Source organism: Halomonas sp. GXIMD04776, assembly GCF_049808615.1.
Classification (GTDB): Bacteria; Pseudomonadota; Gammaproteobacteria; order Pseudomonadales; family Halomonadaceae; genus Modicisalibacter.
The window spans coordinates 11,700-27,480 of sequence record NZ_JBNCAN010000029.1; the positions used below are offsets into that span (position 1 = coordinate 11,700).

The 15,781-nt window shown below is 61.1% G+C and carries 13 protein-coding genes; 4 read left to right on the top strand and 9 right to left on the bottom strand.

Annotated features, from left to right (window positions below; translation table 11 throughout):
- Window positions 1–27: 27 nt before the first annotated feature.
- From ACPF7Z_RS17050 to fhuF, 4 genes are all read left to right on the top strand, one after another.
- A complete protein-coding gene (locus tag ACPF7Z_RS17050) occupies window positions 28–882 on the top strand; it encodes an ABC transporter substrate-binding protein (RefSeq protein ID WP_425194456.1) in 855 nt (284 codons plus the stop codon).
- Window positions 875–2,860, top strand: a complete 1,986-nt coding sequence (gene fhuB, locus ACPF7Z_RS17055; RefSeq protein ID WP_425194457.1) for a Fe(3+)-hydroxamate ABC transporter permease FhuB — start codon at window positions 875–877, stop codon at window positions 2,858–2,860. The genes ACPF7Z_RS17050 and fhuB overlap by 8 nt, the downstream gene beginning before the upstream one ends.
- A gap of 140 nt (window positions 2,861–3,000) precedes the next feature.
- Window positions 3,001–5,202 (top strand): TonB-dependent receptor, encoded by a 2,202-nt coding sequence (locus tag ACPF7Z_RS17060; protein WP_425194458.1) that lies wholly within the window; start codon window positions 3,001–3,003, stop codon window positions 5,200–5,202.
- 34 nt (window positions 5,203–5,236) lie between these two features.
- Window positions 5,237–5,986: a siderophore-iron reductase FhuF gene (gene fhuF, locus ACPF7Z_RS17065; protein ID WP_425194459.1), complete on the top strand. Its 750-nt coding sequence runs from the start codon at window positions 5,237–5,239 to the stop codon at window positions 5,984–5,986.
- A 5-nt stretch (window positions 5,987–5,991) separates the two neighbouring features.
- On the opposite strand, the gene ACPF7Z_RS17070 is transcribed toward fhuF, so the two are convergent.
- From ACPF7Z_RS17070 to ACPF7Z_RS17110, 9 genes are all read right to left on the bottom strand, one after another.
- Complete coding sequence (locus ACPF7Z_RS17070; RefSeq protein ID WP_425194460.1) at window positions 5,992–6,693, bottom strand: RNA polymerase sigma factor FliA; 702 nt, start codon at window positions 6,691–6,693, stop codon at window positions 5,992–5,994.
- Between the two features lie 133 nt (window positions 6,694–6,826).
- Window positions 6,827–7,219 carry a flagellar protein FlhE gene (locus tag ACPF7Z_RS17075; protein WP_425194461.1) on the bottom strand — a complete coding sequence of 131 codons (393 nt, stop codon included), beginning with the start codon at window positions 7,217–7,219 and terminating at the stop codon, window positions 6,827–6,829.
- A 44-nt stretch (window positions 7,220–7,263) separates the two neighbouring features.
- The gene (locus ACPF7Z_RS17080) at window positions 7,264–7,788 is read right to left on the bottom strand and encodes a hypothetical protein (RefSeq protein WP_425194462.1); all 525 of its coding nucleotides are present in this window, start codon (window positions 7,786–7,788) and stop codon (window positions 7,264–7,266) included.
- A complete protein-coding gene (flhF, locus tag ACPF7Z_RS17085; protein WP_425194463.1) occupies window positions 7,785–10,115 on the bottom strand; it encodes a flagellar biosynthesis protein FlhF in 2,331 nt (776 codons plus the stop codon). Before flhF ends, ACPF7Z_RS17080 begins: the two co-directional genes overlap by 4 nt.
- Window positions 10,115–12,196, bottom strand: a complete 2,082-nt coding sequence (gene flhA, locus ACPF7Z_RS17090) for a flagellar biosynthesis protein FlhA (protein WP_425194464.1) — start codon at window positions 12,194–12,196, stop codon at window positions 10,115–10,117. The genes flhF and flhA overlap by 1 nt, the downstream gene beginning before the upstream one ends.
- Window positions 12,193–13,356, bottom strand: a complete 1,164-nt coding sequence (gene flhB, locus ACPF7Z_RS17095) for a flagellar biosynthesis protein FlhB (protein ID WP_425194465.1) — start codon at window positions 13,354–13,356, stop codon at window positions 12,193–12,195. The genes flhA and flhB overlap by 4 nt, the downstream gene beginning before the upstream one ends.
- A gap of 208 nt (window positions 13,357–13,564) precedes the next feature.
- Entirely contained in the window at window positions 13,565–14,227 is a 663-nt protein-coding gene (cheZ, locus tag ACPF7Z_RS17100) for a protein phosphatase CheZ (RefSeq protein ID WP_425194466.1), read from the bottom strand.
- Between the two features lie 35 nt (window positions 14,228–14,262).
- Entirely contained in the window at window positions 14,263–14,652 is a 390-nt protein-coding gene (gene cheY, locus ACPF7Z_RS17105; RefSeq protein ID WP_425194467.1) for a chemotaxis response regulator CheY, read from the bottom strand.
- Between the two features lie 59 nt (window positions 14,653–14,711).
- Window positions 14,712–15,773 (bottom strand): protein-glutamate methylesterase/protein-glutamine glutaminase, encoded by a 1,062-nt coding sequence (locus tag ACPF7Z_RS17110; RefSeq protein WP_425194468.1) that lies wholly within the window; start codon window positions 15,771–15,773, stop codon window positions 14,712–14,714.
- Between the last annotated feature and the right edge of the window lie 8 nt (window positions 15,774–15,781).

The following is a 15,781-nucleotide window of genomic DNA, read 5'->3' on the forward strand; positions in this document are numbered from 1 at the left end:
TACAGACCCTTCGCTGGGTTTCGGAGAGTGATCGGAACCACATTGTTATCTCTGGCGACCATTTTTCCCGCTCAGGCGGCGGATTCTCGTATCGTCACCCTCGACTGGACGGTTGCAGAGACCCTGCTGGCCCTGGACGTCGTGCCCCAGGGCGTGGCACAGATCGATGCCTATCGTGACTGGGTCGGCACCCCGGCTCTACCGCCATCGGTGATGGATCTCGGTCTGCGCGCTCAACCCAACCTGGAGCTGCTGGCCAGTCTCGATCCGGCACACATCCTGATCACGCCGCTATTTGCCGCACTCGAATCGCGACTGTCGCGTATCGCCCCGGTGACCACGCTTGGCATCTACGCCTCCGGCGACGATCCCTGGTCCGGCATGCTCGCTGCCACCCGCGAGTTGGGTGAATTGGTCGATCGCCCCGAGGCCGCCGAACGACTCATAAAGACGACCAATGCGCACCTGGCCAAGGCGAAGCGGCACTTACCCGAGAACCTGCCGCCACTTTTGCTGGTGCAGTTCATGGATGCCCGTCACGTTCGCGTCTTCGGTGACCGCAGTCTCTATCAAGGCGTACTCGCACATCTGGGACTCGACAATGCCTGGAAGAGACCCACCAACGCCTATGGATTTTCGTTGGTCGGACTCGAGGCTCTGGCGAATCTAGACGCCCATTTGGTGGTGGTCGAGCCACTGCCGGTAGGCGTCGAGACGCAATTGAACGAAAACGGCTTATGGCAAAACCTGAGCGCCGTTCGTGAGCAACGGGTGAGCACTCTGCCACCGGTATGGAGCTTCGGCGGCCTTCCCTCCGCGAGACGCTTCGCCACACTGTTGGTCGAGGCGCTGACACGGACCGAGCGCGCCGCCGATGCCTGATACCACCGCTCGGCTAACGCCCCCCCGCCTCTGTGGAGTGTTGGGCATCCTCATTCTGGGACTCGCCTGGCTGGCGCTTGAAGCCAAGCTTGATCCCACGAATGCATTGAGCGCCTTGTTCGCGCCGCAGCTCGACGATATCGATCAGATAGTCACGCATTACAGTTGGTGGCCACGCTTGAGCATTGCCCTGCTCGCCGGCGGTGGGCTGGGGCTGGCCGGGGTGTTGATGCAGCAGGTGCTGCGCAACCCGCTCGCGGCACCGACCACTCTGGGAGTGGCCAGCGGTGCCAATCTGGCCTTGCTGGTGACGACCTTGATCGCCCCGGGACTACTGGCCTTCGGCCGTGAGTGGGTGGCCCTGATCGGCGGCGGGCTGGCCATGGCGCTGGTGTTCCTGCTCGCCTGGCGTCGCGGGTTGGCGCCCATGGTCGTGGTGCTCGCGGGACTCGTGATCAATCTCTATTTCGGCGCGCTCGGCACGCTGCTACTGCTGTTTCATCAGGAAGAACTCAAGGGCTTGATGATCTGGGGCGCTGGCTCGCTGGCCCAGAACAATTGGGACGGCGTGATGTTCCTGGGGCCGCGACTAGCCCTAAGTCTCGGGCTCGCCCTGCTGCTGCTCAAACCCTTGGCGATACTCGAACTCGACGATGCCAATGCGCATAGCCTGGGCGTGTCGCTCAAATATCTGCGCCTGGCTAGTCTATCGCTGGCGGTATTCGCCACCGCCTGTGTGGTCAGCGTCGTGGGTGTGATCGGTTTCATCGGCCTCGCCGCCCCCGCCATCGTGCGCCTGGTGGGTGCCCGGCGTCTGGGTCAGCGCTTGATCTGGTCGACCCTCCTGGGCGCCCTGCTGCTGGCCGCCACGGACCTGCTATTGCAACGCCTCTCGGGAGCCTTGCCCACGCTGATTCCCACCGGCGCCACCACCGCGGCATTGGGCGCGCCACTCTTGCTCTGGTTGATTCCGCGCTTCAAATTGAAGACGGGCCAGCCGTCAGCACAGAGTACCGGCCTTGGGCAGCGTCGATCAGCCCCTGCCCCCTGGATCGCGGGGTTAGCGTTAGCACTCGTGAGTGCCGTAGTCATTGCCCTGGGTATCGGCCAAGGGGCCGACGGCTGGCACTGGCAGTTGCCCTTCATGGACGACGCGATGACCGAGTGGCGTCTACCGCGCATGCTGGCAGCGGGGGGCGCAGGGATCATGCTGGCCGTGGCCGGCACCCTGATTCAACGCATGACCGGCAACCCCATGGCCAGCCCAGAGGTGTTGGGCATCAGCGCCGGCACCGCGATCGCCCTGATCGGCGCGCTCCTGTTCATGCCGGGAGCCGGCCAGATGACCCTGATCGGTATCGGCACGCTGGGAGCGCTCGTCACGCTAGGGATACTGATCGCGCTCAATCAGCGCAGTGGGTTCCTGCCCGAACGGCTGTTGCTGAGCGGCGTGGCAATCACCTCACTGTTCGAGGCCGTGCGCAGCTTCGTGCTCGCGGGCGGCGATCCCCGCGGACAGCAGATCATCGCCTGGATGGCCGGCTCGACCTATTACGTCGATCTGCCTACGGCGCTGGTTGTCGCCAGCTTAGCTATTCTGCTGGCCGGGGTCGCGCGTCCATTTGCGCGCTGGCTTGATCTATTGCCGCTAGGCGCCTCTACCGCCAGCGCCCTGGGGGTTGCCGTGCTCCGTTCGCGCCTGACCCTGCTGGGGCTGGTGGCACTGCTCACGGCCAGCGCCACCCTGGTCGTCGGGCCATTGAGCTTCGTGGGTCTGTTGGCGCCTCACATGGCTCGCCTGGCCGGTCTCACTCGAGCCCGGGAGCATCTACTGGGTGCGGCGATGATGGGCGCCTTGCTGATGATTCTAGCCGACTGGTTGGGCCGCCAATGGTTGTTTCCTAACGAAATTCCCGCCGGGCTGGTGGCATCGCTATTGGGCGCCGCCTATTTCCTGTGGGGCTTGCGTCGGCTGTAATCGTACCGATGGGAATGCTCACCATCAGGCTAACTATTGAATACGAACAATTATCATTGATATTTTGTTTAGCCCTGATACTCTTTCGTTTCTCGAACGATTTTTCTCTTCTCTCGAACTCCGCTACAAGGAACAACCGCATGAAAACGCGCATGACCGTCGGCCTTGCCATGGTGGCAAGCTCCGCCTCGATGAACCTGTACGCTCAAGGCTCTCAAGGCGCTGAGGGCTATCAAGGCGCTGAGGGCTCTCAAGACACCCAGGACACCATGGTCGTCGTCGGTTCGCGCACTCCCAGTCAGATCAGCCAGATTCCTGGCGCGGTGTGGGTCATCGATGACGAGCAACTGAATCAGCAGCTCGATACCGGCGTCGATCTCAAGACCGCCCTGGGCCGGTTGGTGCCAGGGTTCGATCTGGCGCCCCAGGGACGCACCAACTTCGGTCAGAATCTGCGTGGGCGCAGCGCTCAGGTATTGATCGACGGTGTCTCGCTCAACAGCTCCCGGGGCCTGTCACGACAGTTCGATTCCATCGATCCGTTCAACATCGAACGCGTCGAGGTGCTTTCCGGCGCCAGCAGTCTTTATGGTGGTGGCGCCACCGGAGGCATCATCAACATCATTACTCGCAAAGGCGATCCGTCGGAAAAGCCTAATTGGCGCACACAAGCCCGGCTCAAATCCGGTTTTCAGGACAGCGACGATCTCGACAAGCGCATCGCCCAATCCGTCAGCGGCGGCAATGAGCGCGTTCAGGGCTATCTGGGCACGGCTTATGAAGACAATGGCCGCGCCTACGACGGTGATGGCAACGAGATATTTCCGGACATCACCCAGACCGACCTGCAGGACAATCGCGGCATCGACGTGCTGGGCAATCTGAACGTCAACCTGACCCAGGAGCAGAGTCTGCAGCTTACCGGCCAGATCTATCGCTCGGGCTACGAGGGCGACCGGGGACTCTATTTTCCCAACGTCGATGCGCTGCCGGCGGGCAATCTCGAAGACGCCGAGATTCGCGATGGCTATGAGTCGGATCGCGATCCGGCGACGGATCGCAAGTTGGTCAACGCCCAGTATCATCATGAGAACCTGCTCAACCAGAACTTCTATCTGCAGGCTTATCACCGCGAGGAGGAAGCAAGCTTCAATGCTTTCCCCTACCCTCGCCCCCTGCCCAGCGAGCGGCGCTTCGCGACCGAATTCGCCACCTCCAAACAGAATACCGATCTGAGCGGCATCAAGGCGTTGTTCGATGCGGATCTGAGCGACAGCATCGGCCTCACCTATGGCCTGGATTACAGCCGTGAATCCTTCGATGCCAGCCAGATGTTCTTCGATGTGGCCACTACCGACGCCACCGGCGGTCTGGTGCAGAATGAATCCCGCACCGAGGAACGCTACCCGAGCTACGACGTCGATACCCTGGCGGGCTTTCTGCAGGGTGACTGGCAGGCCACGCAGCGCCTGAAGCTCTCCGCCGGGGTACGCCAGCAGCATACCGACGTCGAGGTCGATGATTTCAACAAGCGCGACTATGACCCCACCACCGGCGTGCGCCAGGGCGTTGCGATTCCCGGCGGCGACAATGACTACGACGCAACGCTATTCAATGCCAGCGCGCTGTATGACTTCGGCGATCATCAGAGCTGGCTGCGTTACAGCCAGGGCTTCGAACTGCCCGATCCGGCCAAATATTATGGCAAGAGCCCTGACATCAGCGTCGGCGAAAACCCGCTGGACGCGGTGGAAACGGATCAGGTGGAGCTGGGCTGGCGCTATGCCGGCGCCAATTGGTCGACCCAAGCTGCCATTTACTATGCCTGGTCGGACAAGGCGGTGGAAAACAACGACGACCTGAGCGTCTCCGTCATCGACGAAAAGAAACGCGACTACGGTTTCGAAGGTGCTGCGACGCGCTATTTCGACAACGGTTTCGAAGCCGGTGGCACCCTGCACCTGGTGCGCTCTGAACAGAAGATCGACGGCGACTGGGACAAGCGCGATGTGCGTTATGCTTCCACCTCCACCGCTACCGCCTTCATCGGCTGGTCGGATTTCGAGCGTTCGGCGCGGCTACAGGCCAACCATGTTATTGATCTCGAAGATGATCAGGACCAGGAAATCGACGGCTATACCACCCTGGATCTGCTGCTGGGCCAGAATACCCGCTTCGGGAAATTCAGCCTGGGGGTCGAGAACCTGCTCGACAAGCGCTATTCCACCGTGTGGGGGCAACGCGCCGCGCTGTTCTACTCGCCGAATTTCGGTCCGGAATATCTGTTCGACTATCAGGGGCGCGGACGCGCTTACAGCCTGAACTGGTCCATGGCTTATTGAGGAATATTGCAAAGGATGGTGTCGAGGGGCTCGTATGACAGCCAATGAAGGCGAGCAACAGGGCGACACGGTAGAGGCGTCATTAGCCGCGCTGTATAGCGGGGTATTGGCTGAGGCCAAGCCGCCGCGTTTCTCGATATCGCCACCGCCGGACGCCCTGCCGGCGGTGGATCTGTTCATACCGGGCACATTAGAGGAAGTGCTCGCGCGTTTCGGTGACCGCTACACCGCTGGCGACATAAGAGGCGTGGCATCGCAATGGTCGAAGTGGTACTTCACGGCGATTCTGGTACCGGCACTCATCGCCATACTTGTCCTGCGGCGAGAACTCCCCTTGGCGCTGGATCGGCTGTACGTGCTGATGTCGCTCGACGATCGCGTCGATCGCTTGTACTTGCAAGACACCGGACGCCCCTTATCCCAGGGAAGCGACGAGAAAGTGTTCAGCAGATTACTCGATGATCATCTGAGACCGATAGTCGATACACTGGCCGGCGTCTCCGGTGCATCGCCTCGAGTATTCTGGAGCAATGCAGGCAATACCTTCGAGCAGTGCCTGAACCAGATTGAGCAGCATCCCACCGCCTGGCCCGACATGACCGACGACGCACGGCACTTTCTCACGCAGCCTCGGCTGAAAGACGAACGACGCAATCCTTTCTATCTACCAGTGCGCTACCGGGAACGCCCGGACGGGAGCACCAAGCGAGTGCGTCGTCTGTGCTGCATCCGCTATCTGGTTCCCGAGCTGAGTTATTGCGGCAACTGCCCGCTCAAGAAGTAATCGTTTCAGGCATCCGCCAGCTTGACTCGTAGCCGTGCGACGGCCTGGCTATGCAACTGACAGACCCGGGATTCGCTGACCCCCAGCACGGCGCCGATCTCCTTGAGGTTGAGCTCTTCCTGATAGTAAAGACCCAGCAGCAGTTTTTCCCGTTGGGGGAGCTGATCGATCGCCGCGACCAGGCGCTCTCTCTGCTCACCACTGACCAGTGCATCGAAAGGCGACTTGGGCCCGCCAATGCCTGCGTCGGGCTCATCGCCTTCGGCAAACACATCCTCGTAACCCAGCAATTGCCCATTGTTGGTATCCAGCAGACGCTGGCGATACTCCTCCATACTCAGCGACAGAGCGTCGGCGATCTCGCGCTCCTCTGCCGGCCGCCCTAGCTCCTGCTCCAGCCGACGCAGGGTTTCGTCCACTTCCCGAGCATTGCGCCGCACGCTGCGCGGCACCCAGTCACGGCTACGCAATTCGTCGATCATTGCCCCGCGGATACGCTGGCTGGCATAGGTGGTAAAGCTGGCACCCTGGGCCGAATCGTAACGGCTCAGGCAGTCCAGCAGTCCTACCATGCCTGCCTGAATCAGATCGTCGAGTTCGACGCTGGCCGGAAGCTTGACCTGCAGCGACAGCGCCTGGCGTCGCACGATAGGTAGGTACTGATCGAGTATTGCGCGTTGATCGATTTTGCCTTGTGCCGTATACATCCCACATGCCTCGTGCTGTCGAAGGACGACAGCACCATGACGTCATTGGGGTGCTGTCCATGATGGTAGTATTACGCTGTTTTCGTCTCCACCAAGCGACAAATACCCACGGAAGCTGCGAGCTATTCAGGCTTTAGGGAATCGACCGGTAGTCGACGATGACCCGCAGTCCCTGAACACGAAACGGCTTGGACGCACGAGCGTCCTCCGGAAGGCGAAAAACGAAAAACAACGCCTGGTTGGCGTCCAGCCCAGCCAATGCCTGACTGGTGCCACGGGCCATGGAGAGAGAAAAACAGCGCTTGTGCTGACACAGCCAGGCCTCAAGCCGGGGCTGATCGACAGGTGGTGCAAAGCGCCAGCTTATGCTGCGGATACGGGCATCGGAAGATAACGGGGAAGACGGCGTGATAGAGACGGACTGCACCGGGCGTCCGGGGGTGAACAAGCGCACGCTCGGCGCAGTGCCTACCCAACTGCCGGGTGTCGCCTGCGCGCTGGGCGTCACCATCAACAGCAAGTACAAAAGACCCGCTATCCAACCAACGCGGAGAACGTGTGGCCTCACGGTTAGATCTGCCGTAATCGCGGCGGCGTAATCACCAACAGCTGAATACCTAGAAACTGCGCGGCAACCTGCTGCAGGTTGTTGAGCAGGCCCGCCCGGGAAGGCAAAGGAGGGTGCACCAACAGCAAGCGCCGGGGCCCTCCTTGTTGCGCCAGACGCTTGAGCATCGCATAGGCACGCCGAAATCCATCCAGATCGTCGCCTACCCACAATGCCCAGCGTGATTGTTGCGTCACCAATGCCGAAAAATGCGGGCTGTTCATGGAGAGCGGCACGATACGCCAGGTGGCGGGATCGCCCACCCAGCGCTGCCCCTGAGCGTGCCAGCGTGTCAGGGCCTCGGCCACCGGGGTTACATCCGCCTCGGCCCCCTTGGGAAGTCCCAGGGTCACCAGCACTCGGGTTGGTGTGCTCGTCTCGGATTGCTGCTCTGCCAACGATGTTTGTGCCTCAGGTTGCGACTCTATCAAAGGCGTTTGTGTCTCGGCCCAGCGCCGCAGCCCAGCCGCTTGATCGATCTGGCTCACCGGGATACCTCAGCGTTCAATCCAGCGCCACCCACCATGACGAAGACATCCCGAGCGGTGAGCAGATGCAGCAGCGCATCCATCAACATCTGGGACGAACGCCCACGACGCCCGCCCAGCAAGCCCATCAACTGGGCTCTGACATCCATCGCCCAATCGCTACGCTCCTGATCGAGCCGACCGGCCACTGCCGCCAGCCCCGTTGCCACCAGCAAACGCAGTTCGGGGTCGGTCGTCTGATCGGTCTCTTCGAGACGCTGCCAGGCACGGCGGGTCAACAGCGGCAAATCGTCGTGCACCAACTGCGCGACCATCACCTCGGCAAAGGATTGATCCGGTGTTCCGTCCCGTGGCGCCAACCAATAGCGCTGCGCCAACTGTCGATGGTTTTCGGCCTCGCTCAAGGTGCCGAACCAGGCCGTCAGCGGTTCCCCGTCCGGCAGGGCAATGGCCAGGCGCGACAGGGTCAGATGCGCATCTCGGCCACGATAACGACAGGTGAGCTCGGTCCAGGCATCGGCGACAGATGCGAGCTGGCTCAATCGATGCCGCCCGCCATCGAAGGCGACCCGTGAACTGGCCTTGGCCGTGGCCAGCCAGGTCGAGCCGCTCTCGGCCAAACATTCGCGCGTCACAGCACCGGGACACCGGGATAACAGCTGCCAACGAATGCCAAGCTGCGTCCTGGCCCACTCGAAACGTGCCTCTTCGCCAGTCGGCAAGCGATGGATCAGCCAGGGCAATGCCTGTATCTGCCCTGCACCGTTCAAGGACAGCGCCGGCATCGTCCAATCGACACCGCTTGCGGATTTGGCTCCTGTCCAAAGCATGGCCTGAGCCGGCTCGACACTATCGAGATGACGCCGACGCATTACCACATCGAATAGATCGGCAAGATGGGCCTGTTGCTGCTCGAGCGGATAACCCAGCAGTGGCCAGGCGCGTTCGAGTAGCGCGAAGCCGGCAACCTCCTCCCTCAGCGTGGTCAGCGTCGATACCAGCGCCCTGCCCTGGCCCAATAATCCTCTGGATAACGCCTGCATGCGCTGTGAAGATGACGAGCGCGGCGCTTGCGGTGCTTCGGCGGCGAAGGAAGAGTCCCCCGCAACGCTCAACGCCTGATCCAGCAATGCGCTTCTCTCTGCCAGACTCAAGTCCTCGGGCACCTGCTGACCGTGGGAGACATAATGCAGTCGCAAGCCGTGGCGAATGGCGATATCCAGCACTGCCCCCAGGCGAGGCGCCTCGTCGACCTTGGTCAGAATTGCCCCGAACAGGGGCGCGCCCGCTGCCCGGGAGGCGCGCTGATACGTCTCGACCACTTCATCCAGGGTATCGCCATGACTGGCGGCGTTGAGCAACAGCAAACGCCGTATCGGACGCGATGATGCCTGTCCCGACGTCTGCCCCGAAGAATCGCCGAGCATCGCAATCTGGCCAGGCAGACGCTGATCACGCTGACTCATGCCTACGGTATCGATGATGACCAGGCGCTTATGGGTCAGTCGGGAGAGTAAATCACCCAAGGGCGCATCCGCTTCCAGGGCATGCACTTCCACTCCCAGCAGTCTGGCGTATATACGAAGTTGCTCATGAGCGCCGATGCGATAACTGTCCGTGGTCACCAGCGCCACTCCGGCGGCGCCGTGGCGCATCACATAGCGGGCAGCGAGTTTGGCGGTGGTCGTAGTCTTGCCGATGCCGGTCGGGCCGATCAGGGCAAAGACACCGCCGCGATCCAGCAAAGCCGCTTCGTCATCGAGTATGAGTAGGCGCGACGCCAGTTGACGCTTGGCCCAGGCCAGCGCCAGATCGTCCGACGCATGCACCAGTTCTACCGGCGGTGTCTCGAGGAGTTCCGCGACCAGCCGTGCGCCGAACCCGGCTCCCAGCAAGCGCCGCCTAAGGCGTGCCAGAGTGCCGTCCCCGGCGGCTTGCGACGCACTGGGCACGCTTTGCGCCTGACCCGTCAAGAGGGTGCGCAGATCCTGCATTTCACCCAGGACGCGTTCGCTGAAGGCAGCGAAATCAATCTCCGCCGCTGATCCTTGCTGAGCGCGCTCCGCGATCCTCGATGCCGTTGGAGCACTGGGTCTCATCGCACTGACGGTCGTCGCCAGTGCGGGAGCCCTCCGTGCAGGTGGTACAGGCGCTGGCGACGCAGGCTGAGCGATCATCTGGTCATGGGCGTCCTCCGCCAGGGCCAGTATCTCCACCCCCTCCGCCACATTGCGATTGGAGAGAATCAGCGCATCGTCGCCCAGGGCGGCGCGTACCTGGCGCATGGCGTCGCGGCTATTGGCCCCGACAAATCGTTTGACGCTCATTACTGACCTCCAATCAGAGTGGTAACACGCAGGGTCCGATCATCGGGAATCTCGGCCTGGGACAGCACCGCCAAATGCGGCATGCGGCGGCGCAGAAAGCGGGAAAGCAACGGACGCAAGCCATGCTGAACCACCAGCACCGCGGGTTCGCCACTGGTTTCCTGGCGCGCCACACCGGCTTCCGCTTCCCGCATCAGGGTATCCGCAAGCCCCGGCTCGAGCGCACCACCGCCGTTCATCGCCTGACTCAACACCTGCTCCAGATTGGCATCCAGACCAATCACATGCAGTTCCTCCTGGCCGGGGAAGCAGTGCTGGGTAATGGCTCTACCCAACGCCATCCGCACGACAGCGGTGAGCTCATGGGCATCGCTCTGGGGCGTGGCGTGCTCCGCCAGGGTATCCAGGATGGTGCGAAGATCGCGGATCGAAACATCCTCTTCGAGCAGGTTGTGCAGTAGCCGCTGTAGCGTGGTAAGCGACACCAGCTTGGGCACCACATCCTCGACCAGCGCCTTGTTCTCGTCGCCCAATTTGTCGAGCAGCTGCTGCACTTCGTGACGCCCGAGCATCTCGCCGGCGTGGTGATGCAGCAAATGATTGAGATGGGTAGCCACCACGGTGCCCGCATCCACCACGGTGTAGCCGTATACCTGAGCATGTTCGCGCTGAGAGGCGTCGATCCACACCGCCGGAAGCCCGAAGGCGGGATCCGTGGTGGTGGTGCCCTCGAGACGACCCGACACCTGACCCGGATCGATGGCCAGCCACTTGCCGGGATAGGCCTCGGCACGCCCCACCTCGACGCCCTTGAGGGTGATCACATAGGTATTGGGCCCCAGCTCCAGGTTGTCGCGGATGTGCACCACCGGCGGCAGGAAACCGACTTCCTGGGCGAATTTCTTGCGCACGCTCTTGATGCGCCCGAGCAGTTCGCCATCCTGGCGATGATCGACCAGCGGAATCAGCCGATGCCCCACTTCCAGACCGAGGGTGTCGACCAGTTGCACATCGTCCCAGCTCGCCTCCGGGGCTTCCTGGGAGGGCGGCGGTGCGGCGGCGTTGATGGTGTCCTCGGCGAGCTTGTCCTGATTGCGGCGCATCAGCCACCAGGCCAGGCTGCCCAGCATCACGCTGAACAGCAGGAACACCAGGTTAGGCATGCCCGGTACCAGGCCCAGCAGCCCCATGACACAGGCGGCCAGGATCAGCACCTGGGGATTGGTGAACAGCTGCCCCATCATCTGCTGACCGACATCCTGGTCGGTATTGACACGGGACACGGTGACACCGGCGGCGGTGGAGATGACCAGGGCGGGAATCTGTGCGACCAGGCCATCACCGATGGTCAGCAAGGTATAGGTACGTGCCGCACTGGCGAAGCTCATGTCATGCTGCAGAACGCCGATCAGCAGCCCACCGATGAGGTTGACCACCATGATGATCAGACCGGCCACCGCATCGCCGCGCACGAACTTGCTGGCACCGTCCATGGAGCCGTAGAAATCGGATTCCTGGGAGATTTCGGCGCGACGCTTCTTGGCGTCTTCTTCCCCGATCAGGCCCGCATTCAAATCCGCATCGATGGCCATCTGCTTGCCGGGCATGGAGTCGAGCATGAAGCGCGCCCCCACCTCGGCGATTCGCCCGGCCCCCTTGGTGATGACCATGAAATTGATGATGACCAGGATCAAAAACACCACCAGTCCCACGGCGAAGTTACCGCCGATCAGGAATTCACCGAAGGCCTGGATGACCTTGCCTGCCGCATCGCCGCCTTCGTTGCCGTTCATCAGCACCACTCGGGTCGAGGCGACGTTGAGCGACAGCCTGAGCAAGGTAGTGAACAGCAGCACCGCGGGGAAGGCGGCGAAATCCAGCGGTTTCTGGGTGAACATGCTGACCAGCAGCACCATGATGCCCAGGGCGATATTGAAGGTGAAGAACAGATCCAGCGCAAACGGCGGCAAGGGCAGGATCATCATCGATAGAATCATGATGATCAGAATTGGCCCTGCCAGAATCTTCATGCGGGCATCGCCCAGAAAGTTCTGTCGGCCCAAGGTAGCAAACAGGTTCATCGTGAATCCTCGGAGGATGAAGCAGGCCGGTTGGCATCGTCCAGCTCGGCGGGTACAGGCAGATCGCGAGGAGTCGCCGGCATGTCACCGCCCTCTCGCCGCACCTGCTTGAGTCGAAACGCCCAGGCCAGCACTTCGGCCACGGCGGTATAGAGGGTTGCGGGTATTTCGCGATCCAGATCCACATGGCGGTAAAGCGCTCTCGCCAGCGGCGGCGCTTCGAGCCGGGGAATACCGTGTTCTTCACCAACTTCGCGAATGCGCGCGGCGACCGCATCGGCACCCTTGGCGACGACTCGCGGCGCTCCCATATCATCGTGATAGCTCAAGGCAACGGCATAGTGGGTCGGGTTGGTGACGATGACATCCGCCTCCGGCACCTTGCTCATCATGCGCCCCCGGGCCATGGCCTGCTGCTGCTGGCGAATACGGCCCTTGACCTGGGGATCTCCCTCGGACTCCTTGTGTTCTTTCTTGATCTCATCCTTGGTCATGCGCAGCTTCTTGTTGTGACTCCAGAGCTGATAAGGCACATCGATGAGGATGACCACCACTAGAGACAGCACGATCAAACCGCAACATATCGCTGCCAGCTTGAGGGCATGAAACAAGGCTATTTGCAGTGGCTGATCCATCAAGGCCATCAGTTCGCCGCGCTTGAGCCATAAAAAACCGACGGCCACGCTGCCGGTAAGAATCGATTTGGAGATTGCCTTGGCCAGCTCCGCCAGCGCCTGGCTGGAGAACATGCGCTTCAGACCCTTGAACGGGTTGAGCTTGGAGACCTGCGGCTTGAGCGATTTGGCGGAGATCAACCAACCGCCAAGCAAGGCCGGGGCCACCAGCGCAACCACCGTCAGTAACAGGAAAAGCGGCGCCAGCGCCAGTAGTGTATTCGTGCCAAGCGTCCATAGCTTCGCCAGCATCCGGGTGCTGTCGAAGGCGATGCTGCGATCGAACAGGAACGCCTGCTCCATCACCAGACCCAGTTGACCATAAAGTAACGTTCCCGTGGTCCACAGACCGGCCACGCCGGCCATCAACATCATGAAGGTGGAAAGTTCTCGCGAACGGGCAACCTGGCCTTCCTCCCGCGCCTTTTCGAGGCGTCGCGGCGTCGGCTCTTCGGTCTTATCGTCGTCGCTACTATCGTCGGCCATGGCCACCACGCAAAAGAACAGCGGTAAAGAATGAGTAAACGCTGGCTATTCTGAGCGGCAAAGGAGAGAAGCGATCACGCAAAAAGCGCGACGAATCGGGCGTTAATCCACGATTGTCGCGCGAGAAGGAGTCACACGAGGATAAAAAGCGCTACGAGGGGCTGTGTCTGAAATCGCTAAAAAAGCAGGTGCAAACCAGGCCGACTTTTCAAAACCCTAGGGAATCCAGCAAATCATCCACTTGATCCTGGTTATTGACCACATCCGGGGCATCAGGATTGACTTGTGGGCCGTTGGTCAAGGAATTCTGGCGCTCGTGATCCATGGCCTTGCGCAGTTCCTTGCGATCCTGATCGCTGGGAACGCTATCCAGCAGCACCTGAACCAACTGATTCTCGATCTGCTTGATCACATCCATCATTTTCTTGATGACCTGGCCGGTCAGATCCTGGAAATCCTGAGCCATCATGATTTCCAGTAACTCGGCATTGGTCGCTTGGGTCTGGTCCGGCACGGAGGCGAGATACTCCCGCGTGTCGGTGACCAGCACCTTGGCCTCGTCCAACTCCTTGGGCTCTGCGAACCACTGGGCCCAGCGTGCATCGAGTTCGTTGGCGCGCGCTTCCAATCCTTCCTGGATCGGCTGTGCCCGGTCGATGGCGTTAAGGGCGCGTTCGGCGGCCTGCTCGGTCATCGTTGCCACATAGCTCAAGCGATCTCTCGCATCGGGAATGGCCTCGGCGGCTTTTTCGATCTCCTTGTCAAGACCCAACTCCCGCATGTTGTCCCTAAGCATGCGAGTCAATTGTCCGATCCTCAGAATGAGGTCGTCGGACTGAAACTGTGCGGGCTGCTGTGCATCAGCGCTCATGGTTTATCCTCCTCATTGCTTATTCTTCTCAAGACTCATTTACCCAGTTTCTCGAAGATCTTGTTGAGTTTTTCTTCGAGGGTCGCCGCCGTGAAGGGCTTGACCACATAGCCGTTGGCACCGGCTTGAGCAGCCGCGATAATGTTCTCTTTCTTGGCTTCCGCCGTGACCATCAACACCGGCAACGCCTTCAAGGCATCGTCGGCACGAATCTGCTTGAGCATCTCCAGGCCGTCGAGGTTGGGCATGTTCCAATCCGAGACGACGAACTCGAAGCCGCCGCCGCGCAGCTTGTTCAAGCCTTCCTGTCCATCTTCGGCCTCATCGACGTTGGTGTAGCCCAACTCCTTGAGCAGACTGCGCACGATGCGGCGCATGGTGGGAAAGTCATCCACGACAAGGATGCTCATATTTTTATCGGCCATTTTCTTTCCTCGTTATCTATTAATTGAGTGTTACTGCGATGATCCGTTTTGGTGATTCGTCATACTCGTTGCGCACGTCCCGAAGCGGCCACGCAGTGCATGATCTGACTCGCCATCTGATCGATATCGACGATCTCCATGGCTCCACCCAGGGTCACCGCCTCTCGGGGCATGCCATAGACCACACAGCTGGCCTCGCTTTGCGCCAGCGTATGGGCGCCGGCATGGCGCATCTCGAGCAAGCCCGATGCACCATCCTTGCCCATGCCGGTGAGAATGACGCCGATGGCGTTACGTCCCGCATACTGCGCCGCGGAATGAAACAGCACGTCCACGGAGGGGCGATGTCGATTCACCGGCGGCCCATCGTCCAGTCGCGCCACATAGTTGGCACCGCTACGGGCCAGCTTCAGATGCGTGTCCCCCGGGGCGATGTAGGCATGGCCCGGCAGAATGCGCTCGCCCTCCTCCGCCTCCTTGACGGTAATTCGGCACAGCCGATTCAGGCGATCGGCGAAGGAACGAGTGAAACCGCCGGGCATGTGCTGGGTAATGAGAATCGCTGGACTATTGGCCGGTAGCGGTTCGAGCACGGTGCGTATGGCTTCGGTGCCTCCCGTCGAAGCCCCGATGATGATCAGCTTCTCGCTCGAGATCAGTGGCGCCTTGATCGCCGCCGGCGGTGCTTCATCCTTGCGACGGGCGGTACGCGGCCGTGATCGCGCGGCAGCACGCAGCTTGTCCGCGATCATGCTGGCGTAATCGAGCATGCCGCTGCGGATGCCCATTTGGGGCTTGGCGATGAAGTCCACCGCACCCAGCTCCAGGGCACGCAACGTAATCTCGGAGCCAGCCTGGGTCAGCGATGACACCATCAGCACAGGCATGGGGCGCAGGCGCATCAGACGATCGAGAAAATCCAGCCCGTCCATACGTGGCATCTCGACATCCAGCGTCAATACGTCGGGATTGGTGCGTTTGATGAGATCGCGCGCCACCAGCGGATCCGGGGCCGTAGCCACCACTTCCATATCTGGTTGCGAATTGATGATTTCGCTCATCAGGTCACGAATCAATGCCGAATCGTCGACACACAGCACCTTGATCTTGGGTGAGCTCAAGAGCCCTC